At 61.3% G+C, this 23,479-nt stretch carries 19 protein-coding genes; 7 read left to right on the top strand and 12 right to left on the bottom strand.

Going from position 1 to position 23,479, the window contains the following annotated elements; all coding sequences use genetic code 11:
- The first annotated feature begins 589 nt into the window (after nt 1–589).
- Together ACZ1HH_RS04270 and ilvN are read left to right on the top strand one after the other, a co-directional pair.
- On the top strand, nt 590–2,341 hold the full coding sequence (locus ACZ1HH_RS04270) for an acetolactate synthase 3 large subunit (protein WP_011538220.1): 1,752 nt from the start codon (nt 590–592) through the stop codon (nt 2,339–2,341).
- Nucleotides 2,342–2,406: 65 nt separating this feature from the next.
- Entirely contained in the window at nt 2,407–2,967 is a 561-nt protein-coding gene (gene ilvN, locus ACZ1HH_RS04265; protein WP_011538219.1) for an acetolactate synthase small subunit, read from the top strand.
- A gap of 186 nt (nt 2,968–3,153) precedes the next feature.
- Here ilvN and ACZ1HH_RS04260 read toward each other — a convergent pair whose 3' ends face one another.
- On the bottom strand, nt 3,154–3,573 hold the full coding sequence (locus ACZ1HH_RS04260) for a hypothetical protein (protein WP_011538218.1): 420 nt from the start codon (nt 3,571–3,573) through the stop codon (nt 3,154–3,156).
- A gap of 233 nt (nt 3,574–3,806) precedes the next feature.
- Between ACZ1HH_RS04260 and ACZ1HH_RS04255 the strand changes: the two genes are divergently transcribed.
- A complete protein-coding gene (locus tag ACZ1HH_RS04255) occupies nt 3,807–4,568 on the top strand; it encodes a helix-turn-helix domain-containing protein (protein ID WP_472635956.1) in 762 nt (253 codons plus the stop codon).
- Here the strand turns inward: ACZ1HH_RS04255 and ACZ1HH_RS04250 are convergent.
- The gene (locus tag ACZ1HH_RS04250; RefSeq protein WP_472635955.1) at nt 4,561–5,370 is read right to left on the bottom strand and encodes a DUF2189 domain-containing protein; all 810 of its coding nucleotides are present in this window, start codon (nt 5,368–5,370) and stop codon (nt 4,561–4,563) included. The genes ACZ1HH_RS04255 and ACZ1HH_RS04250 overlap by 8 nt on opposite strands.
- A gap of 54 nt (nt 5,371–5,424) precedes the next feature.
- Entirely contained in the window at nt 5,425–6,804 is a 1,380-nt protein-coding gene (locus ACZ1HH_RS04245; protein ID WP_472635954.1) for an amidase, read from the bottom strand.
- 181 nt (nt 6,805–6,985) lie between these two features.
- Between ACZ1HH_RS04245 and ACZ1HH_RS04240 the strand changes: the two genes are divergently transcribed.
- On the top strand, nt 6,986–8,275 hold the full coding sequence (locus tag ACZ1HH_RS04240) for an MFS transporter (protein ID WP_472637297.1): 1,290 nt from the start codon (nt 6,986–6,988) through the stop codon (nt 8,273–8,275).
- A gap of 120 nt (nt 8,276–8,395) precedes the next feature.
- On the opposite strand, the gene prfB is transcribed toward ACZ1HH_RS04240, so the two are convergent.
- The 4 genes from prfB to ACZ1HH_RS04220 form a co-directional block, all read right to left on the bottom strand.
- Nucleotides 8,396–9,520, bottom strand: a complete 1,125-nt coding sequence (gene prfB / locus ACZ1HH_RS04235; protein ID WP_011538213.1) for a peptide chain release factor 2 — start codon at nt 9,518–9,520, stop codon at nt 8,396–8,398.
- A gap of 113 nt (nt 9,521–9,633) precedes the next feature.
- Entirely contained in the window at nt 9,634–12,141 is a 2,508-nt protein-coding gene (locus ACZ1HH_RS04230; protein ID WP_472635953.1) for a penicillin-binding protein 1A, read from the bottom strand.
- 385 nt (nt 12,142–12,526) lie between these two features.
- Complete coding sequence (locus tag ACZ1HH_RS04225) at nt 12,527–13,765, bottom strand: N-acetylmuramoyl-L-alanine amidase (RefSeq protein ID WP_472635952.1); 1,239 nt, start codon at nt 13,763–13,765, stop codon at nt 12,527–12,529.
- The gene (locus ACZ1HH_RS04220; RefSeq protein ID WP_472635951.1) at nt 13,765–14,910 is read right to left on the bottom strand and encodes a pyridoxal phosphate-dependent aminotransferase; all 1,146 of its coding nucleotides are present in this window, start codon (nt 14,908–14,910) and stop codon (nt 13,765–13,767) included. Before ACZ1HH_RS04220 ends, ACZ1HH_RS04225 begins: the two co-directional genes overlap by 1 nt.
- Here ACZ1HH_RS04220 and ACZ1HH_RS04215 point away from each other — a divergent pair.
- Both ACZ1HH_RS04215 and ACZ1HH_RS04210 read left to right on the top strand, forming a co-directional pair.
- Nucleotides 14,909–16,354 carry a M48 family metalloprotease gene (locus ACZ1HH_RS04215; RefSeq protein WP_472635950.1) on the top strand — a complete coding sequence of 482 codons (1,446 nt, stop codon included), beginning with the start codon at nt 14,909–14,911 and terminating at the stop codon, nt 16,352–16,354. The genes ACZ1HH_RS04220 and ACZ1HH_RS04215 overlap by 2 nt on opposite strands.
- The gene (locus tag ACZ1HH_RS04210) at nt 16,351–17,115 is read left to right on the top strand and encodes a DsbA family protein (protein ID WP_487320393.1); all 765 of its coding nucleotides are present in this window, start codon (nt 16,351–16,353) and stop codon (nt 17,113–17,115) included. Before ACZ1HH_RS04215 ends, ACZ1HH_RS04210 begins: the two co-directional genes overlap by 4 nt.
- A gap of 76 nt (nt 17,116–17,191) precedes the next feature.
- Here ACZ1HH_RS04210 and ispG read toward each other — a convergent pair whose 3' ends face one another.
- The 4 genes from ispG to ACZ1HH_RS04190 all read right to left on the bottom strand — a co-directional run bounded on the left by ispG (nt 17,192) and on the right by ACZ1HH_RS04190 (nt 21,387).
- On the bottom strand, nt 17,192–18,325 hold the full coding sequence (gene ispG / locus ACZ1HH_RS04205; protein ID WP_487320392.1) for a flavodoxin-dependent (E)-4-hydroxy-3-methylbut-2-enyl-diphosphate synthase: 1,134 nt from the start codon (nt 18,323–18,325) through the stop codon (nt 17,192–17,194).
- A 120-nt stretch (nt 18,326–18,445) separates the two neighbouring features.
- Nucleotides 18,446–19,663, bottom strand: coding sequence for a helix-turn-helix domain-containing protein (locus ACZ1HH_RS04200; protein WP_472635949.1), 1,218 nt, complete (start codon nt 19,661–19,663; stop codon nt 18,446–18,448).
- Between the two features lie 128 nt (nt 19,664–19,791).
- Entirely contained in the window at nt 19,792–21,015 is a 1,224-nt protein-coding gene (gene hemA / locus ACZ1HH_RS04195; RefSeq protein WP_044027051.1) for a 5-aminolevulinate synthase, read from the bottom strand.
- Nucleotides 21,016–21,183: 168 nt separating this feature from the next.
- Entirely contained in the window at nt 21,184–21,387 is a 204-nt protein-coding gene (locus ACZ1HH_RS04190; protein ID WP_487320391.1) for a hypothetical protein, read from the bottom strand.
- A gap of 114 nt (nt 21,388–21,501) precedes the next feature.
- On the opposite strand from ACZ1HH_RS04190, the gene ACZ1HH_RS04185 reads away from it, so the two are divergent.
- Nucleotides 21,502–22,893, top strand: a complete 1,392-nt coding sequence (locus ACZ1HH_RS04185) for a dipeptidase (RefSeq protein WP_487320390.1) — start codon at nt 21,502–21,504, stop codon at nt 22,891–22,893.
- 83 nt (nt 22,894–22,976) lie between these two features.
- Here the strand turns inward: ACZ1HH_RS04185 and ACZ1HH_RS04180 are convergent, their stop codons facing one another.
- Nucleotides 22,977–23,387 carry an acyl-CoA thioesterase gene (locus ACZ1HH_RS04180; protein ID WP_472635948.1) on the bottom strand — a complete coding sequence of 137 codons (411 nt, stop codon included), beginning with the start codon at nt 23,385–23,387 and terminating at the stop codon, nt 22,977–22,979.
- Between the last annotated feature and the right edge of the window lie 92 nt (nt 23,388–23,479).

Here is a 23,479-nt window from a genome sequence, read left to right as displayed (position 1 = left end):
CAGCGCACCAGAGGCTCTGAAACCTTCGCATTGGCCACGCCTCTCCGCCCCCCCATTGCGCTGCATGCCCGCCCCGCCCGATAGGGCTCCAGTGACCGCCGCCCCTTCTTCTAACTGAAATATCCCGGAGCGCGAGGCAGCGCCTCGCCCCGGCCCCGCGTGGCAGCGCGGGGTAAACCTGCGCGCCGGAGGCGCCCCGCACAGTCGCCCCCCGGGAAAGTTACCCCCTCAATGCGCTCCGCATCGCCGGATCACATAGCCCCGTTACAAATTCAACGCCCGATGTTGTCATTAATTTCCAAATATCACCTCCATACGTAAGATAAATTCAAAACCAGGCACAAAAACCGCCTTTTTGCGGTTGACCCTCCCGGCCCTGCCCCATAATGTCGCCTCCAATGCATGATGGAGGCCCCGACGATGGCTCGGCTAGTCGTAATTGTAGGACACACGCGCATGGGCCGGTAACGGTAGACCATAATCGAACCCATGCGCCTCCGATCCTCAAAATCGGGGGCTTTTTTATGCGATACACACTGACGTTAGACTGACGCAAAGAAAGACGATGTCGTGAACTGGAGCAAAGCAGATGACACGTGAAATGACCGGCGCAAAAATGGTTGTCCAAGCCCTCAAGGAGCAGGGCGTGGACACGGTATTCGGATATCCCGGAGGCGCTGTCCTACCCATTTACGATGAAATCTTTCAGCAAAATGACATTCGCCATATTCTGGTCCGTCACGAACAGGGCGCAGTGCATGCCGCCGAAGGGTATGCGCGCTCGACCGGCAAACCCGGCGTGGTGCTTGTGACCTCTGGCCCCGGTGCCACCAACGCGGTGACCGGCCTCACGGATGCGCTGCTGGACTCGATCCCGCTGGTGGTTCTCACCGGGCAGGTCCCGACCTTCATGATCGGCTCTGACGCCTTTCAGGAGGCCGACACCGTCGGCATCACCCGCCCCTGCACCAAGCACAACTGGCTGGTGAAGGACACCGATAAACTCGCCTCCACCATCCACGAAGGGTTCCATGTCGCAACCTCTGGCCGCCCTGGCCCGGTGCTGATCGACATTCCCAAGGACGTGCAGTTTGCCACCGGCACCTATGAGCCCAAGAAACCTTCGGCTTCGCATTACCAGCCGGTCGTCAAGGGCGACATGGAAGAAATCACCGAACTGGTCGCCGCGATGGAGACCGCCAAACGCCCGGTGTTTTATACCGGCGGCGGCGTGATCAACTCGGGCCCGGCCGCAAGCCAGCTTCTGCGCGAACTGGTGGAGGCCACCGGCTTTCCGATCACCTCGACCCTGATGGGTCTCGGTGCCTATCCCGCGTCGGGCAAGCAGTGGCTTGGGATGCTCGGCATGCATGGTCTCTACGAGGCCAATATGGCGATGCATGACTGCGACCTGATGATCAACATCGGCGCGCGCTTTGATGACCGGATCACCGGTCGCATCGACGCCTTCAGCCCGAAATCCATCAAGGCCCATATCGACATCGACCCCTCCTCGATCAACAAGGTGATCAAGGCGGACATCCCGATTGTCGGGGACGTTGGCCATGTGCTTGAGGACATTCTCAAGGTCTGGAAGAGCCGCGGGCGCAAGACCAACGCCGAAGCACTGGCAAAATGGCAGGGCCAGATCGACGAATGGCGCGCGGTGAAATGCCTGACCTATGAGATGTCCGAAACCACCATCAAGCCGCAATATGCGCTTGAGCGTCTCGAGGCGCTGACCAAGGGTCGGGATCGCTACATCACCACCGAAGTGGGCCAGCACCAGATGTGGGCGGCACAGTTCCTGGGCTTTGAAGACCCCAACCGCTGGATGACCTCCGGGGGGCTTGGCACCATGGGCTATGGCACGCCTGCCTCTATCGGCGCGCAGATCGCGCATCCCGATGCGCTGGTGATCAACGTCGCGGGCGAGGCCTCTTGGCTGATGAACATGCAGGAAATGGGCACTGCGACCCAGTACCGCCTGCCAGTGAAACAGTTCATCCTCAACAACGAACGCCTTGGCATGGTGCGCCAGTGGCAGGAGCTCTTGCATGGTGAGCGCTACTCGCACAGCTGGTCCGAAGCGCTGCCCGATTTTGTGAAACTCGCCGAAGCCTTTGGCGCCAAGGGCATCATCTGCTCGGACCCCAAGGATCTGGATGACGCGATCATGGAGATGATCGAATATGACGGGCCGGTGATCTTTGACTGTCTGGTGGAAAAGCACGAGAACTGCTTCCCGATGATCCCCTCGGGCAAGGCTCACAACGAGATGCTGTTGGGCGCGGCTGAAACGCAGGGAGTGATCCAGTCCGGCGGCGCGGTTCTGGTCTGATCATCTGAGGTTTGATTGCAAGGCGCATCGCGCCTTGCCCCGATATTTCGAGGAAAGGGACTGACATGTCTGCCCTACACATCAAAAAAGGTGCTACCAAGCACTCCGCCTATAACCTACGCCCGAATTTCTCCGACACGCAGGAGCGCCATACGATCACCGTTCTGGTGGAAAACGAACCTGGCGTGCTGGCGCGCGTCATCGGGCTGTTTTCGGGCCGCGGTTACAACATCGACAGCCTCACCGTGGCCGAAGTGGACCACACCGGGCATCTGTCGCGCATCACTGTGGTCACCACCGGTACGCCACAGGTGATCGAACAGATCAAAGCGCAACTCGGCCGCATCGTGCCGGTGCATGAGGTTACAGACCTTACTGTGGCGGGCCCCTTTGTGGAGCGCGAACTGGCCATCGTCAAAGTGGTCGGCGAAGGCGAAAAGCGCGTCGAAGCGATGCGCCTTGCGGATATTTTCCGCGCAAAGGTCGTGGATACGACGCTCAACAGCTTCATCTTTGAAATCACCGGCACGCCCGACAAGATCGACGCCTTTGCCGATCTGATGCGCCCGCTTGGCATGACCAAGATCGCGCGTACCGGGGTTGCGGCGCTGTTGCGCGGCGAGTGACGCGCCTTAGTACCAGCCAGTAACGCCAAAGCGCACCTGCGGGTGCGCTTTTTTGCCTTTGGGTCGGTCTTGAGACATGTCAGGAGGGCTGGGTGGCCCCTTTTTGCTCGGGCGTATTTGACTGCTGAGGCTTTGATCTAGGGCACGCTGAAACATGTTTCGGGCACCCGGGTGCCACTACATGCCTCAGGCCCGCAAACGTTCCGGGAAGGCCAGGATCTTGGCGCTTTTGCGCTCTGCTGACGGGCGGTGGCCGTCGCTGCGCGATTTAATGCGGTCGGGGATGGAGAGACAGGCGACTTCTGCGCCCTGATGAGCGTTTTCGCAGATCTCGCTCTCTGTGACGGTCTCTGGAGTCGGGGCTGGCTGATCTAGCAACGCATCCGACAGATGTGGCTCCGCGCAGGGTTCGACCACCTGCACCCGGCCTGCCATCCGCAGTCCGCTTTCATAGCGGCTTTCAAACTTTACCAGGTCGCCCTTGTTGAGCGCGACCGTCTGCGCGTGCTCCTCGCGCTGAATAAAATAGGCCAAATCTCTTTGATCTTCGCACCAGATTACCGCTTTTAACTTTGCGGTATCGGCCCAGACGACAACACCGATCATTGCGGACCCCGTTTTTTTGCCCGTCTCTATTCTGCGTCAAAACCGGATTCTCAAACATCCCAAAGTTAGGAATAGGGAATTGCAATTTGTGTCGGCGTTGATACTCTACAGCGTCAGATCTACCGTTATTGAACCTATTTCGCGTCAGCCATTGATGCCCATATGAGGCATGACGCCATTTTCTCGGAACAAACATGTTGAAACGCTCCAGATCGCCTGCTGAATTAAGAACAGTGTTCGGAGACAATCTGCGCAAACTTGCCAAAGACTACCCCTCCATTTCCGAGCTGTCGCGGCGCCTTGGCATCAACCGCACCCAGTTCAACCGCTATCTGTCGGGAGAGAGCTTCCCGCGCCCCGACGTGCTTGACCGGATTTGTGGCTTCTTTGACGTGGATGCGCGTATCCTGCTGGAGCCGGTCGAAAGCCTTGATCGTCCCGATGGCAGCCCCCTGCAGAGCGATTACCTTCGGGATTTTATCGACGCGGGTCTGATGCGCGTCACCGAAAAGATCTTTCCCAGCGGCTTCTATCGCTTCACGCGGCGCAGTTTTATCAGCGATGAAAGCTATGTGCTGGGGATCGTGCACGTCAAACGCATCGACGGTGTCACCTATGTGCGCGGCTATGAACCCCGCGCGGGTATGCGATACCAGGGGCTGTCCACGGATGGCCCTTCACGCGAATACCGTGGTTACATGACCTGTCACGAGGACGGCGTGGCCTTTGTACTCAGTCGGCGCAATACGCTGACCTATTCTTTCAATTACCTCGCCCGGGTGTCTGCGGCTGAAAACAGTCTCTGGACCGGCTATGTGACCCGCACGATCCGTGAGAGCGAGAGCGGGGATCGCGCCCTGCGTATGATCTATGAGTACCTCGGGACCGATGTAAGCGCGGCGATCAAGGCCGCAAGAGGCTGCGGTTTCACCACCGCACCCGAGATCATCCCCTTTCACCGGCGGCTTTTGCAGCTCGGCAAACCCTTCAGGTAGCGTCCTCCTCCACGCGCAGGAGCCGGTAAAGGTGCCAGCTGGAATGACCCAGCCAGGGCAGCACCACCAAGAGCCCGAAAAACCCCGGCAAAAGCGCGACAAAGGTGAGCGTGGCGATCAGCACGGCCCAGGCAAGCATCCATAGGAGGTTAGCCTGCACATAGGTAAAACTGGTGATCATCGCGGTGACAAAGTCGATCTCACGGTCCAGCAGAAGCGGCAGCCCGAGGACGGTGATCATATAAATCAGGAGTGCAAAGAGCGCACCGACAACGGTTCCGACCCCGAGCATCATGAGCCCCTGCGGGGTGAGGAAGACTTCGGTCGAGGTGGAGACATTGACCATCGGCATATGGCCCAGAAACAGCGCAAAAATCATATGCCCGAGGAAGAACCAGAACAGAAATACAACGATGATGATGGCGCAGATCGACGGCAGCTGACGGCGGCTTTGCTCGAAGATCACGCCAAAGATCCGCCCGGCGTCCAGTCTGCGCCCTGCTTCGATCCGATGCGAGACCTCATAAAGCCCAACCGCTGCAAAAGGGCCGATCAGCGGAAAGCCGATGGCCGCGAGAACCAGCCAGTAACTTGTCTGCGTTTGCAGCGTCACCCAGGCCATGACCCAGCCTGCGAGCACATAAAACCCCGCAAAGATGAGCCCATAGATGGGTTTGGCGCAAAAGTCCCGCCAGCCTGCCCTGAGCGCGTCTCTGAGGGTGCCAGCGCTCACGGGTCTGAGGTCCGGCACCCCAAGCGGTCGCGTAAGAGGCGCGGTCGGTGTTTCTGTGGTTTGCGTCATCGTCTTGCAGAGCCTCCCTATGCAATGCACATGCGATCTGATCGGGTGCCGGAGCTAGAGCGCGGCGCGCGCGGTGTGATATCCCTGCCCAAGCCCGAGGATCTGCCCGTCGCTGCCGTGCGGGCCGATGATCTGCAGCCCGATGGGCAAGTGGTCCGCCCCGCCCCGCCCGGCAGGCACCGCCAAGGCAGGCAGTCCCAACAGGCTTGCGGGCACCACCACCTCCATCCAGCGGTGGTAGGTGTCCAGGGGTTTGCCGGCGATCTCCTTTGGGTAGTCCCAGTCGATCGGAAACGGCCAGCATTGCGCAGTGGGCAACACCACCGCGTCATAGCGCTGAAACATCCGTGCAGCCGCGCGCATCCAGCCCGAGCGCAGATCGGAGGCTTCCTGCACCTCTTGCGCGCTGAACCCTAGCCCACGGTCCAACTCCCAGAGCGCTGCCTCTTTCAGATCCGCGCGCCGGTTGTTCAACCCGCGAAGCCCCGCCGCCACCGCAAAGGAGCGCAGGGTGATCCAGCTCTGCCAGATCTTCTCTGCGGGATATGGCGGCGCGACCCGCTCTACCGTGTGGCCCTGCGCCACAAAGGTCTGAAGCGCCGCATCACAGGTCTCAAGGAGGCCGTCGTCCATTGGGTACGCCCCGCCCCAATCGCCAAGCCAGCCCAGCCGCAGTGGCTTTGGGGCCTTGAGCGGAGAGACCGTTTCTGCACCGCGCGCGAGCGGCAAACGCGGATCATTGCCGGACATCACATCCAGAAGAAGCGCCAGATCCTCTGGTGTGCGCGCCATCGGTCCGCTGGTTGAGAGCGGGTGCAGGAACACATCGCCCACGGGCTCGGAAGGGATCCAGCCCCAGGTGGGACGAAAGCCGTAGATCTCGTTCCATCCGGCCGGGTTGCGCAGTGAGCCCATCATGTCAGAGCCATCCGCGAGCGCCACCATTCCCGCCGCCAGCGCCACCGCAGCGCCTCCTGACGATCCGCCCGCAGAGCGGCTGGGGTCCACCACATTGCCGGTGGCGCCATAGACAGGATTATAGGTGTGAGACCCAAGCCCGAACTCGGGCGTATTTGTCTTGCCAATCACGATCACCCCTGCCGCCCGCAACCGCGCCACAAAGATATCGTCCTCTTGTGCCACCTGCCCTGCAAAAATCGGCGAGCCTTGGGATGTCACCAGCCCCTTGGCATTCGAGAGATCCTTGATTGCCATTGGCAGACCATGGAGCGGGCCGCGTTCGGCCAGTGGCACCGCATCCGCGGCGCGGGCCTCTGCCATCAGATCCTCGGTCGGGCGAAGGGCAACAATCGCGTTCAGCGCCGGGTTGCGTTCGCCAATGCGGTCGAGCGTTGCCTGCATCAGGGCCTCGACCGTGAGCGCGCCTCTGGCGAGGTCTTTTAGAATGTCGCTGGCCGTTCTGTCGCAAAGCATGATCTGAAGTTCCTCTGGGTCTTATTGCTGGTCAGCCTAGGCTGCGGATAACGGTCTGAAAAGACCCTAAAATTCCGCACCTTTTTCATGCGCATCAAGGACAGCGCCCGACACCACCCAAGAGCGCCAACGCATGAAATGCGCCATTGCGCCCGACGGTGCAACGGCGGATGCTGTGGCGATGACCCACGACATTGCATTCACCTTTGAGATCCTGCCCGACGCGGCGCGCCGGCATATTCGCGTGTTTCAGATCCATCAGTTTCTGGACCGCTTTGCCATGGGACTCACGGTGGCGGTGGTTGCGCTTGCGCTCAAGGATCGGGGTATGGACCTGTTCCAGATCTCGCTGCTCTTTGGGGTCTACTCGCTGACGACCATGACGACGGAACTTCCGTTTGGCGGCTTGGCCGACAGTATCGGGCGCAAGCCCGTGTTCCTCGGGGCTGTGGGCGCCAGTTTGATGGCGCTGGCCCTGTTTCTGCTGTCGCGCGATTTTGCTGTGCTGGCGGTGTCCTTCGCCTTTATCGGCGTGGGGCGGGCCTTGCGGTCTGGCACGCTTGATGCGTGGTTTGTTGAGGGGTTCAGGGCCCATGCCCCCGACGTGGATGTGCAGCCCGCACTGGCCAAGGCGCAATGGGCCAATGCGATGGGGCTTGCCGTGGGGGCGGTTATGGGTGGTCTGTTGCCGGACGCCGTTGGCACCCTTGGCCTCAGGTATGGGATCAGCATTTATGATGTGTCCTACGCGGCAAGCTTTGCCGTCATGGTCGGCGTGTTTGCCCACACGCTTCGCGTCATCATTGAGCCACCGCGCCCACGAGATGCGCGGGCGCTTCAGCAGGGCTTTGTACGCGTGCCTGCGGTGATTGCAGAGGCCGGCGCCCTGGCGCTGAAGCATCCGGTGCTCTCGCTGTTGTTGACGGCTTTGGCGCTGTTCCTGATGGCGACCAACCCGGTCGAGGTGCTCTGGCCGACCTATGCCAAACCAATGCTGGACGCGGACTATGCCAACACTCTCATTGGGGCACTGACGGCGGGGTACTTCTTTGCGATCGCCATTGGCGCGGGGATATCGCCCCGGATCAGTCGACTGTTCAGGCGGCGCTTTGCGGTCGTGCTGGCCGCGCTTTTTGCCTGTCTTGCGGCTGCGCTAGTCGTCCTTGCGATCCAAGGCAGTGTCGCTGGGTTTGTCTGCATGTTTCTGATCTACGCGGTCCTGCTGGGCGCAAGCGAGACACCCGCAAGCAGCCTTTTGCACGCCTGTGTGGCGGACCGTCAGCGCTCCACCATGCTGTCGCTGCGCTCTTTGATCCAGCAGCTTGGGGCGGCGGTTGGGCTGCTAATGGCTGGAGGCCTTGCTGAGATCTACACGACCTCGCTCGCCTGGATCATTGGGGCGGTGTTCCTGCTGATTGCGGTGGGGCTGTGCCTGATCTTGGCCAAACGCCTCGCGGGCGCTGGGCGCTAGCGCATCCGCGTCGGGGTGACGTCCAAAACCCGCCCCCAATCCCAGACAAAAAACCCCTGACCAAACGGTCAGGAGCCTTGTTCAACGAATGATCTTTGTGGCGACTGCCGGACGCGGAGCTTAATCCTCGCCCTGCGCGTCGGCGCGGCTTTTGCCTGCAACCTTCATCGCCAGCGTCGCCGCCATGAACCCATCAAGGTCGCCATCCAGCACGCCTTTGGTGTCGGCGGTCTCATGGTTGGTGCGCAGGTCTTTGACCATCTGGTAGGGCTGCATCACGTAGGATCGGATCTGGTTACCCCACCCCGCATCGCCCTTTGCCTCGTGCAGCGCGTTTACTTCGGCGTTGCGGCGATCAAGTTCGAGCTGGTAGAGCCGCGATTTCAGCGCCTTCATGGCGATGTCGCGGTTCTGGTGCTGCGATTTCTCCGAGGAGGTCACAACAATGCCCGTGGGTTCGTGAGTGATACGCACCGCCGAGTCGGTGGTGTTGACGTGCTGACCGCCCGCGCCTGACGAACGGTAGGTGTCGATGCGGATATCGGCCGGGTTGACCTCAATTTCGATGTTGTCATCGATCACCGGATAGGCGCCCACGGCGGCAAATGACGTCTCGCGCGTGCCTTTGCCAAAGGGCGAAATCCGCACAAGACGGTGGGTGCCGCTCTCGGACTTGAGCCAGCCATAGGCGTTGTGACCCTTGATCTGATAGGTGGCGGATTTAATGCCGGCCTCGGCGCCCGCCTGCTCTTCCTGCAGCTCGACGCTGAAGCCCCGGCTCTCGGCCCAGCGCACATACATGCGCGCCAACATCGACGCCCAGTCGCAGGCCTCGGTGCCGCCCGCGCCCGCCTTGATCTCGAGGAAGGCGTCATTGGGGTCTGTTTCACCGTCCAGAAGCGCTTCAAGCTCTTTTTGGGCGGCTTTTTCCTTCAGTGCCTTCAGGGTGTCTTCGGCGTCTTTGACGACTTCGGCATCCTCTTCCATCTCGCCAAGTTCGATCAGCTCAACGCTGTCCTGCAGGTCCTGGCGGATGCTCTTGTAGGTGTCCATGGCGTCCACGAGGGACTGGCGGTCCCGCATCAGCTTTTGCGCCGCCGCAGGGTCATCCCAGAGGTTGGGATCTTCGACCCGCGCGTTGAATTCCTCAAGCCGGAATTCCGCCGTCTCCCAGTTCATCCGCTGGGCAAGCAGGTCGAGCGATTTTTCGATATCGGCCACGATGGTCTGGATCTCGGCGCGCATGGGCATTCCTTGAAGTCTGGTTTGAAGATGGGTGATACCGCACGTCCGGGACCACTACAAGAGCGCGGGCAAGCGAGGATTACCCGCCTGCCCGCCTCAAATGTAAGACTGTGTCAGTAAAGCCCGCCAGAGCTGACGTCGCCGAAGCTCGCCTTTGGGCCGAGGACGGCGGTTCCGCCGCTGGAGGTGGTGACCTGACGGCCGGATTCGGTGACCTCTTCAAAGAGCGGCAGGTTCGACCCCATGCCAAAGCCCCCATCAAAGGTGAGACCAAAGATCGGCTCCTCGCCATCGCGGAAATACTCGGCGACCACATTTGCCCCGCCTGCGTCGTTGGGAAGACGACCGCCCGTGTAACGGTCGATCTTGATGAAGTGGCCACCCGGGGGCACGTCAAAGGGGCCGCCGCCATATTTCTCGGTCGCCTTCTGCATGAACTGCTGGAACACCGGACCGCAGAGCGTGCCGCCGTACCCCCGACCGCCCTTCATGGGACGGGGGTTGTCATAGCCAAAGTAGCAGCCCGCCACGATGTTGGAGGTGAAGCCCACAAACCACGCATCGCGCGCGTCGTTGGTGGTACCGGTCTTGCCCGCTGCGGGCACCGGCAGGTTGATCACGCTTGACGCGGTGCCGCGATCGACCACGCCTTTCAGCATCGAAGTGAGCTGATAGGCGGTGATCGGGTCCATCACCTGTTCGCGGTTGGTCACGATCTTGGGCGCGATCCCTTGCTCAAGCTCGGTCGCGCTACAATCGACGCAATCTCGGTCATCGTGACGGTAGATGGTGCGGCCAAAGCGGTCCTGAATTCGGTCCACCAGCGTGGGCTCGACGCGCTCGCCCCCGTTGGCAAACATCGCATAGGCAGCCACCATTTTGTAAAGCGTGGTCTCCTCGGAGCCGAGTGAGTTTGCAAGGAAGGTGCCCATGTTGTCATAGACGCCAAAGCGCTCGGCGTAGCCCGCCACAACCGGCATGCCCACCTCCTGCGCCAGACGGATGGTCATCAGGTTCCGGCTCATCTCGATGCCGGTGCGCAGGGGTGTGGGACCGTAGAATTTATTGGTGGAGTTCTTGGGCCGCCAGACACCCTGGGGCGTGTTGATCTCGATCGGGGCGTCGATCACGATGGTTGCGGGGCTATAGCCACTGTCGAGCGCCGCCGCATAGACGAAGGGTTTAAAGCTCGATCCCGGCTGACGTTGCGCCTGCGTGGCCCGGTTGAACACCGAGTGCTGGTAGGAGAAGCCCCCTTGCATGGCCAGAACGCGGCCCGAGTTCACATCCATCGCCACAAAGCCGCCCTGCACTTCGGGCACCTGACGCGCAGACCAGTGTTTGACAGCCTCGCCCTCGCGGATCGCCATGGCGTGAATCACGTCGCCGGGTTTGAAGTTGTCAAAGAAGTTGCCCTTCATCCACTTGATGTCAGAGCGCGGAATGGTGCCGATGCCGTCAAAGCCCTCGACCCCAACCGTGAGCGCATTGTCTTCGACCTTGAGCACAACAGCCGGATGCCAGGCGCCATCCTCGGTGATGATATCACGGGCAGCTTCGGCTTCGCTCAGCGCCTCGCGCCAGCTCTCCTCGGATGCAAGGCGCGCGGGGTCGATCTCGGCAATCGGACCCTGCCAGATCCCCGTGCTGCGATCAAATTCCTCAAGCCCCTTGCGCATGGCAAGCGCCGCTTCGTCCTGCATTTCCTCGTCGATGGTGGCACGGATGGTGAAACCACCGGTAAAGAACTCGCCCTCGCCAAAGTCGACCGACAACTGGCGGCGGATTTCATCGGTGAAATAATCGCGCGGCGGCAAGGCGGTGCGGAAGGCGTCGAAGTCGCCGTTCTGAACCGAGCGCAGCGGCTGGTTGCGTTCCACCTCGTAGACGGCTTCGGTGATGTAGCCGTTCTCTTTCATCTCGCGCAGCACGTAGTTGCGACGGTTGAGAAGGCGTTCGCGCTGCCGAACCGGGTGATAATCCGACGGCGCCTTGGGCATCGAGGCCAGGGTTGCGGCCTCATGCGGCTCCAGCTCGCCGAGGGTCTTGTTGAAATAAGTCTGTGCGGCTGCCGTCACCCCATAGGAGTTCTGACCGAGAAAGATCTCGTTGAGGTACAGTTCGAGGATCTTGTCCTTGGAGAGCGTTTCCTCAAGGCGGGTGGCGAGGATGATTTCCTTGATCTTGCGCTCGGCGCGACGGTCGCCGGACAAAAGGAAGTTCTTCATCACCTGCTGGGTGATCGTCGAGGCCCCGCGTACGTTTTCACCGCGCGATTTTACCGCCTCGACCGCGGCGGCGAGAATACCGCGCGCGTCATAGCCTGCGTGAGAGTAGAAATTCTTGTCCTCCGCCGAGATGAAGGCTTGTTTGACCAGCGCCGGGATTTCCTCGGACGGTGTGAACAGGCGTCGTTCCTTGGCAAATTCGTCGATCAGCTGTCCCTCGCCCGAAAAGATCCGGCTGATGGTGGGCGGCTGATACTGCGCCAGCGACTCATGGCTCGGCAGATCGCGGCCGTAGACCCAGAAGATCGCCCCAATGGACAGGGCGACCACCCCGATGCCAAGGGTGATGGTACTGAATATGGATCCAAAGATCGACAGAATGAATCTGATCACAGTGTGGGCCTCTCTCGCACGATGCGGCCCTTATAGGGGGCAAGGTGACAAGGGTCAAAACGTGTTATGGCGGCAGCCCGAGGGCCCCACCGGTTAGGAGGTGGCGCCCAGTTTAGCAGAAGCGCGCGCACCTGTATCCTCAGATTGGGATATGGGGGGTGAAACCGGCAAAAACCAGCGAAACACGCGCAGGTCTAGGGGGAAGAACTCCCCCCTTGCATCACCCGCGACATCACTAAGGGCGCACATGGGGGTTGGAGGCAGCAAACCGGCTCGTGCGGTGAAGGGGCTGGCGCGGCGCAGCACTTCCCTTTTCACAGGGGGCCTCATGCGCAAGCTTAGCCCGCCGTTTGCTGTTCGACTGCCGCTCTTGGCGGTATGGGCGCTATTGGCGCACCAATGCGCGCCGCGCGGCGTCCTCTTCACGCCAAACCAGCAGCCCGTTCAGGATGCTTTGCGCGGTTTTGGCCTGCCAGTCGGGATCCGTGAGCAGCTCAAGATCCCTTGGGCTCGACATGAAGCCAAGCTCGATCAGGATCGACGGGATGTCAGCGGATTTCAGCACCGAAAACCCCGCTGAGCGCAGCGGGCGGCGATTGACCGGCCCTCCCGCCTCCATGAGCGCCTCGATCACCGAGCGCGCCAAAGCGGTGCTGCGCGGGTGGGTCTCCTGCCGGGCGAGATCCAGCATCACATCCGTAACCACATCATCAGCAGCGCTGAGGTCACTGCCGGACAACAGGTCGGCCCGGTCGTGACGTTCGGCGAGCTTGGCCGAGGCCACATCAGAGGCAGATTCAGACAGTGTGTAGACCACGGTGCCATGGGCCATGCCTTCTGTGACCGCATCGGCATGAAGCGAAATGAACACATCAGCCCCCTGCTGATGCGCCATGGCAATACGGCGCTCGAGAGAGACAAAATAGTCTCCCTCCCGCGTCAGCAGCACCTCAAAGGCCCCCGAGCGCACCAGCCGTTCGCCGAGATCGTAGGCAAAGGCCAGCATCAGGTCCTTTTCGGCGATCCCGCCTTCGGCCTCGGCTCCGGGGTCGAGCCCGCCATGCCCGGGGTCGATCATCACAACAAGCGGCGCATCGTCATCGCGCGGGGCACGCGGCTTGAGCTCGGCCGGCATCGGAAGATCAAGACGCGGATCGTAGGGCGCCCCCGCAGTCGCCGCAAATGTCTCGGCATCAATGGGGGCAAGGGCAAGTTTCAGCTTCGCCGCGCTGGTCTCAGGGTCAATGTCCATCGCTGCGGTGCGCAATTGCATCGGCTCTGTGAGGGTGAGAACCATCCGCGACCACCCCGGCACATAGCCCCCAAAACGTGTCCGTTCGATCAGCTCGGAGCGGTCAAAATCCTCGGCCTGAAGCCCGGTCCAGTCCACCTCCTGAAAGTCGAGCACCAGACGATAGGGATCATCGAGCGCAAAGATCCGGTATGGCACGCCCTGGCTCAGACCCAGCTCGAGCTCCACGCCTGCGCCAGTGTCCTGAAGGCTGCTGTCTTCGGGCAAAACCCGCGCGAGCGCCGAAAACCCCTGCGCCGCGGCGGCAGCAGGCAGCAACGCCAGATAGGCCAGCGTCAGACACAGACAGAGCTTTGCAAAAAGCGCGCGCATCAGCCCCGCGCCTCCATAAAGGCCCTGAGGCGCGCCAGCCCCTCCTCGATGTCGGCGGTGGAGCGGGCATAGGAAAATCGCAACGTGGTGGCCCCGCGCAGCGGGTCAAAATCGAGCCCCGGTGTGACCGCCACCCCAGCTTTTTCGAGAATTTCCGCTGCAAAGGCGCGACTGTCCTGCGTCAGGTCCGATACATCCGCATAGACATAAAACGCCCCATCCGGCGGTGCGATCTTGCTAAACCCTGCCTTCGGCAACCCCTCGAGCATCAGGGCGCGGTTCCGGGCATAGACCGCGAGGTTCGCTTCCAGCTCGTCGCGGCAATCCATTGCGGCCAGCGCCGCCACCTGACTGGCATGGGGGGCGCAGATGAACATGTTCTGAGCGATCCGCTCCACCGTGCGGATGTGATCCTCGGGGACCACCATCCAGCCCACGCGCCAGCCGGTCATCGAGAAATACTTGGAAAAGGAGTTGATGACATAGCATTCATCCGAAATCTCAAGCGCGGTGACCGCTTTGGCCTCATATTCGATGCCGTGGTAGATTTCGTCGGAAATAAAACTCGCGCCCTCGGCCTGCGCCGCCTCCATCAGCGCCGAGAGCGCCGGTTTGTCGAGCATTGTCCCGGTGGGGTTGGCGGGGCTTGCCACCATGAGACCGGCAAGGTTCTGGTCGCGAATGTCGGCGGCGACCGGCTGCAGGCGGTGCTCGGGCGCGGTCTGGATGTCCACGGGCTGCATGCCCAGGGCGCTTAGGATCTGGCGATAGGAAGGATAGCCCGGCGCACCGATGCCCACGCGGTCCCCGCTGTCAAAAAGCGCGGTGAAACTCAGGATGAACGCCCCCGAAGAGCCGGGCGTGATCACCACGCGCTCGGGGTTGAGGTCGACGTTGTACCACTCCCCATAAAGCGCGGCGATGCGTTTGCGCAGCGCGGGCAAACCCAGCGCGACAGTATATCCCATGGAATCTCTTTCGATCGCATCGGCAAGGGCCCGCCGTGCGGCCTCGGGCGCGCCTGTGGAGGGCTGCCCCACTTCCATATGGATGATATGACGACCTTGTTCTTCCGCCTTGCGGGCGGCCTCCATCACATCCATCACAATGAAGGGATCGACCTTGGACCGGCTTGAGTTTCGCATGTTGATCTCCCATGGTGCGGCCATGAGTTTTGAGCGCGTATTCTCTCTGGCGTCAATCCCGTGCGCACGTCTGTTTCGTCTTCTGGCCGCAGCGGTGGGCGGAGGGTGCGGCCGTGGGCCGGTGCTGGCAGCATGTCTTGCTGTCGTGCTGGCCTTTGCGCCGATCGCGGCGCAGGCGCAATCCATTCGCCTTCTGCGCGACGCCGATATTGAACACGGGCTGACGGAGCTTGCGCGCCCCATTCTGACCGCCGCCGGTCTGAGCCCGCGCCGGGTGCGCATCCTTGTGGTGAATGACAGCAGTTTCAATGCCTTCGTGATCGACCACCGGGCGATCTTTATCAACTACGGTCTGATCCTGAAGGCCGAGAGCCCAGAGATGCTGCAGGCGCTGATCGCCCATGAAGCGGCCCATATCGCCAATGGCCACATCGGGCGGCGGGTGCAGAACATGCGCTCTGCGAGCACGGCCGCAGGCCTTGGGGTTGCGCTCGGGCTGCTGGCATCGGCCGCAGGGGGCGGCAAGGCGGGCGCGGGCGTGGCCTTTGGGGTGCAATCCTCAGCGCTGCGCAATTTCCTGTCGCACACCCGCGCCGAAGAAGCCTCTGCCGACCGCTCCGCCATCGGGTTCATGACAGCCGCCGGGATCAATCCCAAGGGCATGGTGGAACTGCACAGGATTTTTGCAGGCCAAGAGGTCCTGAGCACGGGTTCGCAAGATCCCTATATGCGCTCGCACCCGCTGACACGCGACCGGATGCGCGCCGCAGAAGCCTATGTGGCCAGCGCGGGCGCCGCGGCGGCCTCCGACCCTGCCGCCGCCTATTGGTTGGCGCGGGTGCAGGGCAAGCTTTCCGCCTTTACGCGCGCGCCAAGCTGGACCAAGCGACGGGTCGCCTCCGAAGGGTATGCGGATGTCAAACGCATGCGTCTTGCGGTGGCGCATCACCGGCAAAACAGTTTCTCCCGCGCGCAAAAGGAAATGCAGGCGCTTTTGGCCACACGCCCGAAGGACGCCTATTACCACGAGCTCTGGGGACAGATCCTCTATGAAAACCGCCGCTGGAGCGCTGCAGTTTCATCCTTCGGGACAGCCACCAGCCTCGCCCCAAACGAGCCTTTGATCCTAGCAAGCCTTGGGCGCGCGCAGCTGGCAGCGGGAAATCCCCGCGCCGCCGTCAAGACGATGGAAAAGGCCCGTGGCCTTGATTTTCGCAATGCAACCCTCTTGCGCGATATGTCGCTGGCCTATGCGCAAACCAATCAGACCGGCATGGCTGCGCTTGTGACCGCCGAGCGCTATGCGCTTCAGGGGCGTCTCAAGGATGCAGGACCACATGCCAAACGCGCAACCGGCCTTCTGGCCAAAGGGTCCCCGGCCTGGCGCCGGGCCCAGGATGTTCTAATTGCCTTTGAACAAGACGAGAAAAGGAACCAAAAATGATTGCCCCGACACGCATGGCCCTGATCGCGGCCTGCGCGCTCTCTCTCTCTGCTCCGGCAGCGCGGGCGCTTGACCTCAACGATATGTCCGACAGCGAAAAGGCCGCCTTTGGCGATGCCGTGCGCAGCTATCTTCTGGAAAACCCGCAGGTGATCCTGGAGGCGGTGGACGTCCTCGAACAACAGCAGCAACAGGCCGAGGCCGCGCGCGATGACGCGCTGGTGGGCGCCAACCTGCAGGAAATCCAGAACGATGGCTATTCCTGGGTGGGCGGCAACCCCGAAGGCGATGTGACGCTGGTTGAATTCATGGATTACCGCTGTGGCTACTGCCGCAAGGCGGTGCCCGAAATCGAGGCTCTTTTGGCGGCGGATAAGAATATTCGCTTTGTCATCAAAGAGTTCCCTATCCTCGGCGAGGCGTCTGTGCTCTCATCCCGGTTTGCGATTGCCACCAAACTTGTGGCTGGTGATGACGCGTACAAGAGCGTGCATGACACGCTGATCGCGTTTCAGGGCGAGCCAAATGAGGTGGCGTTGCGCCGTATGGCGGAGGGGCTGTCGCTTGATGCGGATGCAATCCTTGCCAAGATGAACGACGCAGAAGTGACAGAGCAGATCCAGCGCACGCGCAGCCTGGCGCAGACGCTGTCGATCTCTGGCACGCCCACCTTTGTTCTGGAAGACGAGATGCTGCGTGGCTACCTGCCCGCAGAGCAGCTGCAGATCATGGTGGATGACATCCGCGCCGGGCGTAGCTGAGCTCCCGTACCGGGGGCGCTGCCCCCGGCCCCTTCGGGACCTCCCCCGGGATATTTCCAAGAAGATGAAGGCGGGGTTATTCCGCCGCTTTCATTTCCTCAGCCGCTTGCGCATCGAGCGCGGCGGCTTTTTTCTCGACCTCTTCGACGATGTGATCGATCATCTGGTCGTTGGACATCTTGTGGCTGGCCTTGCCCGCAAGATACACCATGCCGGAGCCTGCGCCGCCACCGGTGAAGCCGACATCGGTCATCAAAGCCTCGCCCGGACCATTCACAACGCAGCCGATGATCGAGAGGCTCATGGGGGTTTTGATGTGTTCGAGGCGCTCTTCGAGGGTTTCGACCGTTTTGATAACGTCAAACCCCTGACGCGCGCAGCTCGGGCAGGAGATGATATTGACGCCCCGGTGACGCAGCCCGAGGGATTTGAGGATCTCAAAGCCTACTTTGACCTCTTCAACCGGATCGGCGGAAAGGCTTACGCGCAGGGTGTCGCCAATGCCCATCCACAAGAGCTGTCCGAGGCCGATCGCAGATTTGATCGTGCCGGACATCAGCCCACCAGCCTCGGTGATGCCGAGGTGGATGGGGGCGTCGGTCGCATCCGCAAGCATCTGATAAGCGGCGGCAGACATGAAGACGTCGGAGGCTTTGACCGAGATCTTGAATTCATGAAAGTCGTGGTCCTGAAGGATCTTGATGTGATCAAGGCCGGATTCGACCATCGCGTCCGGGCAAGGCTCGCCGTATTTTTCGAGGAGGTGTTTTTCGAGGCTGCCAGCATTGACGCCAATACGGATCGAGCAATTGTGGTCGCGGGCGGCCTTGATCACCTCGGCCACGCGTTTTTCGTCGCCGATGTTTCCGGGATTGATGCGCAGGCAGGCGGCACCGGCCTCGGCGGCCTCGATGCCACGTTTGTAGTGGAAATGAATATCGGCCACGATCGGCACCGGGCTTTCCCGCACGATCTCCTTGAGCGCGCGGGCAGAGGCCTCGTCCGGGACCGAGACACGCACTATATCGGCGCCAGCATCGGCAGCGGCCTGCACCTGTGCGATGGTGCCTTTGATGTCGGTGGTCAAGGTGTTGGTCATGGTCTGCACCGCAATTGGCGCATCCCCCCCTACGGGCACATTCCCCACATGGATCTGGCGGCTCTTGCGGCGTTCGATGTTCCGCCAAGGGCGGATATGATTCATGGACATGGCTGCCTCGTCCTGCGTGTCGCTTGCCCCTTAGATAGGCCGACGCCCCGGAGCCTGCAATGGCTGTCCGGGGCTTTCTGCAAATCCGTGGGTGTTTTGAGTGCGTCCTCTGCCGTCTCGTCAGTCGGCGCTGTCTCCCGGGGTCTGTTGCGTGGCGCGCAACTGGGCGACCATGGTGGCAAGCGCCTGATTCTGCTCGGCCTCCAGATCGGCGATCTCAAAGCGGCCGCTGAGCGCATCTGGCGAGAGTTCCACATCCTTGGTGACCTGACCGCGACCGCCCACCGGGCCGTAGTGTTCGCCATTCACCGCGAAATAGATCGCGCTGCTTTCGCCGGTGCGCAGACGCGGGGCGTCTTCGGTGAGAGGCACGTCAAAGGTTTGCCCCGGCTCCATGATCGTCTCGAAGATCACCGATCCATCGGCGGCCTTGACCTGCACCCAGGAGGGGCGCACGGCGATCATCTCGACCGAAGGGGCGCGCGCTTCGAGCACCTGCGGCACTGCGAGGTCGGTTTGTTCGTTTGCGGGCACCATAGCATCTGCCAATGAGATACCAGGCTGTTCGAAGCCAGCGAAATTCCCATGCGCGCGCGGATCAAGCGTCGAGATGGGCGCATCGCGGGCGACCAGAACCGGCACATCCAGCGCCTGAGGGCGGTAAAGGCGATCCAAAGCCTCGCTTGCGGGGTCCTCGGTCAGGTCCGATGCGACGAGAGATGCGGTTTCGAGCGGGTCCAGCTCCGCAAGCACCTCCGGTGTTTGCTCGACCGGGGCGAATGTGACCTGCTGCACCTCGTGCAGGATCTTCCAGCCGCCAAAGGCAAGCCCGCCGATGACGCTGGCCAGCACGAGGACGGAGCCCACCGCGCGCGGGTCGATCTGGCTAAAGACACCGTCAGACACCGGGACAAATGGCGTGGCGGAATTGCTGAATGCATCGCCCCCGAGACCTTTGCTGCTGGAGGCGGATATATCGCGGGGTTTGCGTACGGAGGCCTCAGAGGACATGCCGTGGGCCACGGAAAAACCGCTCTCGGCGCAGAAGGCACCAAAGGCCTTTTCGGGGTCCATGTTGAGGTAGCGCGCATAAGAGCGCACATACCCGGCAATGAAACCGGGCGTGTCAAAGACCGAAGGGTCACAGTTTTCAATGGCATCGATGTAGGAGGCTTTGATCCGTAGCTCGCGCTGTACATCCAGGAGCGACTTGCCCATGGTGGCGCGTTCGCCGCGCATCATATCGCCAAGACGCAACTCGAAATCATCGAAACCGCGTGGCGGTTCCGGGGTTTCATCACGACGTCCAAAAGTGCGCTGCGTAAGGCGCCCGATCATGCCTGCTGTCCCATCAAGTCCTGCCGTTTTGCGACATCCGCGCCGTACAAACCGATTCCCGATTCGTCAGCGTGGTTTCATTGATGAAAGAATAACACAATTCCGTTTAATGAACACTTAGCTTGGGCTTATCCGGCCAATTCGGCGCGATTCAGCGCACAATGCGACCAAAGCTTATCCATTGCGCGGATCAAATGGTCCATTTCGCTGGGCCCATGCACTGGCGATGGCGTGAATCGTAGGCGCTCTGTACCACGCGGCACGGTCGGGAAGTTGATCGGCTGCACATAGATACCAAAGTCCGAGAGCAACATATCCGACAGTTTCTTGGTATGAACCGGATCGCCAACGATCACCGGAACGATGTGGCTGCCGTGATCGATCACGGGCAGTCCCATCATCTTGAGGCGGGTTTTGAGATAGCGCGCCTGTTCCTGATGCTTATCGCGCAGGTCCTGCGCTGTCTTGAGATGACGCACGGAGGCCGCAGCCCCGGCCGCAATCGAAGGCGCAAGCGAGGTGGTGAAGATAAAGCCCGGCGCATAGGACCGGATCGCATCGCACATCTTGGCAGAGGCGGCGATATAGCCGCCCATGACGCCATAGGCCTTGGCGAGCGTGCCGTTGATGATGTCGATACGATGGGCGAGGTTGTCACGCTCTGTGACGCCACCGCCGCGAGGGCCATACATGCCGACGGCGTGGACTTCGTCGATATAGGTCAGCGCGTTGAATTCATCGGCGAGATCGCAGATTTCCGCAATCGGGCCAAAGTCGCCATCCATGGAGTAGACGCTCTCAAATGCGATGAGCTTGGGCGCGGCGGGATCGTCAGCCTCGAGGAGTTCGCGCAGGTGGGCGACATCATTATGGCGAAAGACTCGCTTGGCCCCGCCATTGCGGCGCACACCCTCGATCATGGACGCGTGGTTCAAAGCGTCGGAATAGATAATGAGACCCGGCAGCAGTTTCGGCAGGGTCGACAGCGTGGCATCGTTGGCAATGTAGGCGGAGGTGAACAAAAGCGCCGCTTCCTTGCCGTGCAGATCGGCAAGCTCGCTCTCGAGTTCTTTGTGATAGACAGTGGTGCCGGAGATATTGCGCGTCCCGCCAGAGCCCGCACCAGTGGCATCAATTGCATCGCGCATCGCCTTCAGCACAACCGGGTGCTGCCCCATGCCGAGATAGTCGTTGCCGCACCAGACGGTGATGTCCTGTTCGCTGCCATCGGGACGGGTCCAGACCGCATGCGGGAACTGCCCCCGGCGACGCTCGATATCAATGAACGTCCGGTAGCGGCCTTCTTCGTGAAGGCGTTCAATCGCTGCGTCGAGTTGTGCGGTATAGTCCACCGTCATCTCCATAGCTTTGTGCCGATGCCAGTCCGGCTTGGCTGCGTCTTGATCCCGACCTGCCCCGTGGAGCATCCACACCCGCGATCTATCTCGCGGTGTCTAACCGGCACCCTTGTCCTGATCAACGTGATAGAGTGTCACGCCCCCGATCATCCTTGATACAGGTCAAATAAACCTTTCGATGCTTTTAGAAGCATTCTGAAATTCAGGCAAGCGCGGCAGCATCAAAGCAGACATGCCCCCCCCCTGCGCAAAACGCCGCAGGGCCAGAGGGAATGTGACGGATCGGAAACCTTTGTTCTGAAACGGCTTCAGCAGGCATACAGGCCCGGCGTGCGCCTCATCTGGGCGGGTGATGTTCTGATACAATCGTGCGACTGGTCCTTGTCATGCGGCGCTGTTAGGCTCCGCCACGGACCCGCCCTGCCCTGTTGAAGCTCATCACGGCCCAAGGGCAACACGGCACTATTTCAGGAGAGACCCATGTCCCTTACCCCTGTTCTCGACAAAATCGATTCCGATGTTTCCGCCGCCACCGACCGGCTGCTGGAACTGTTGCGCATTCCCTCCATTTCCACTGATCCCGCCTACAAGGCCGACTGCGACGCCGCTGCGGATTGGTTGGTCAAGGATCTGAACTCCATCGGCATCAAGGCTGAGAAGCGCGAAACACCCGGCCATCCGATGGTGGTGGGCCATGTGGGCGAGGAAAACACCAAAGGCCCGCATCTGCTGTTTTACGGCCATTATGATGTGCAGCCCGTCGATCCGCTGAACCTCTGGAACACGCCACCCTTTGAGCCTCAGCTTGAAGAAACGCCCAATGGCACCGTGATCCGCGGCCGCGGTGCATCGGATGACAAGGGTCAGTTGATGACCTTTGTAGAAGCCTGCCGGGCGTGGCAGGCGGTGCATGGCACCCTGCCCTGCCGCATCACCTTTTTCTTTGAGGGTGAAGAGGAATCAGGGTCGCCATCGCTCATTCCGTTCCTCGAGGCCGCCAAAGAAGAGCTCTCGGCCGATATCGCGCTGATCTGCGACACGTCTATGGTGGCGCGCGGGGTGCCTTCGGTGGCGTCGCAGCTGCGCGGCATGATGAAGGATGAATTCACCCTGATCGGCCCCAAGATCGACCTGCATTCGGGGCACTATGGTGGCCCTGGTCTGAACCCGCTGCGAGAGATCTCCCACATTATTGCATCCTTCCATGACCCCGACACCGGCGCTGTGGCCGTGGAGGGCTTTTACAACGGTGTGCCGGAGGTGCCGGCGGATATCCTGCGCCAGTGGGAAGGCTGTGGCTTTGACGAGAAGGACTATCTCTCCAACGCGGGCTACACCGAGGCGCATGGCGAAAAGAAATACTCCACCCTGGAGCAGCAATGGGCGCGTCCGACCCTCGAGATCAACGGGCTTTGGGGCGGCTATCAGGGCGCAGGCACCAAGACGGTGATTCCCTCAGAGGCGCATTGCAAGATCACCTGTCGTCTCGTGGGCGACATGGACCCTGCCGATCTGCGCCAGAAGATTCGCAAACATGTCGAAGACCGCCTGCCTACGGATTGCACCGTAAAATGGGACCTCGATCTGGATGGCGCACCCGCCTATGTGATCGACACCACCCGGCCCGAGTTCGAGGCCGCGCGCGGCGCTTTGACCGAGGAATGGAACCGCGAGGCGGTGTTCTCCGGCATGGGCGGGTCGATTCCGGTGGCGGGCTATTTCAAATCGATCCTCGGCATGGACGCGATGCTGATTGGCTTTGCCAATGAGGATGACGCGATCCACTCCCCCAATGAGAAATACGACCTCGAGAGCTTCCACAAGGGGATCCGCTCCTGGGCGCGGGTGCTGGACGCCCTGAGCAAAGCCTGAGGGGCTCAGGGCGCAGTGGCGCCCTGCCCTCTCCCCGAAACGATCAGACCAGCCCTCGCAGCCTCTGCGGGGGCTGTGTCGCTTTACGCCTCGCGCAGCACCGGCCTCGGCCGCGCATGGTCGTCCAGCGCCACGAAGGTGAAGATCGCTTCAGTCACCTGCTGGGTTTCTTCCTGATGGCGGGCGCGACGCCAGGCGCGCACACGGATGCGCATCGAGGTGCGCCCGATTTTCAGCATCTCCGCATATAGCGAGACCTCGTCGCCCACCAGAACGGGGCGATGAAACTGAATCTCCTCGACCGAGACGGTTGAAGCCCGCCCCTTGGACACCCTTGCCGCGATGGTGCCTGCCGCAAGATCCATCTGGCTCATGAGCCAGCCACCAAAGATATCACCCGCCGGGTTGGTGTCCGTGGGCATCGCGATGACGCGGATTGTCGGTTGGGTCTCGGGCGGATTTTGCGGGGTAGTATCTGGTTGAGATGCGGACATCGGCGGACTCTCGTATGTTCGGGAAGGATCACAGGGGGCTTAGGTCACTGTGCCGCCAGACCGTACATGGGGAAAGGCAAAATCGCTTCACC

The sequence above is a fragment of the Epibacterium sp. HA2-3 genome (genome assembly GCF_055693725.2).
The sequence above is the reverse complement of the archived record's forward strand: the minus strand, read 5'-3'. Positions and strand labels throughout refer to the sequence as shown.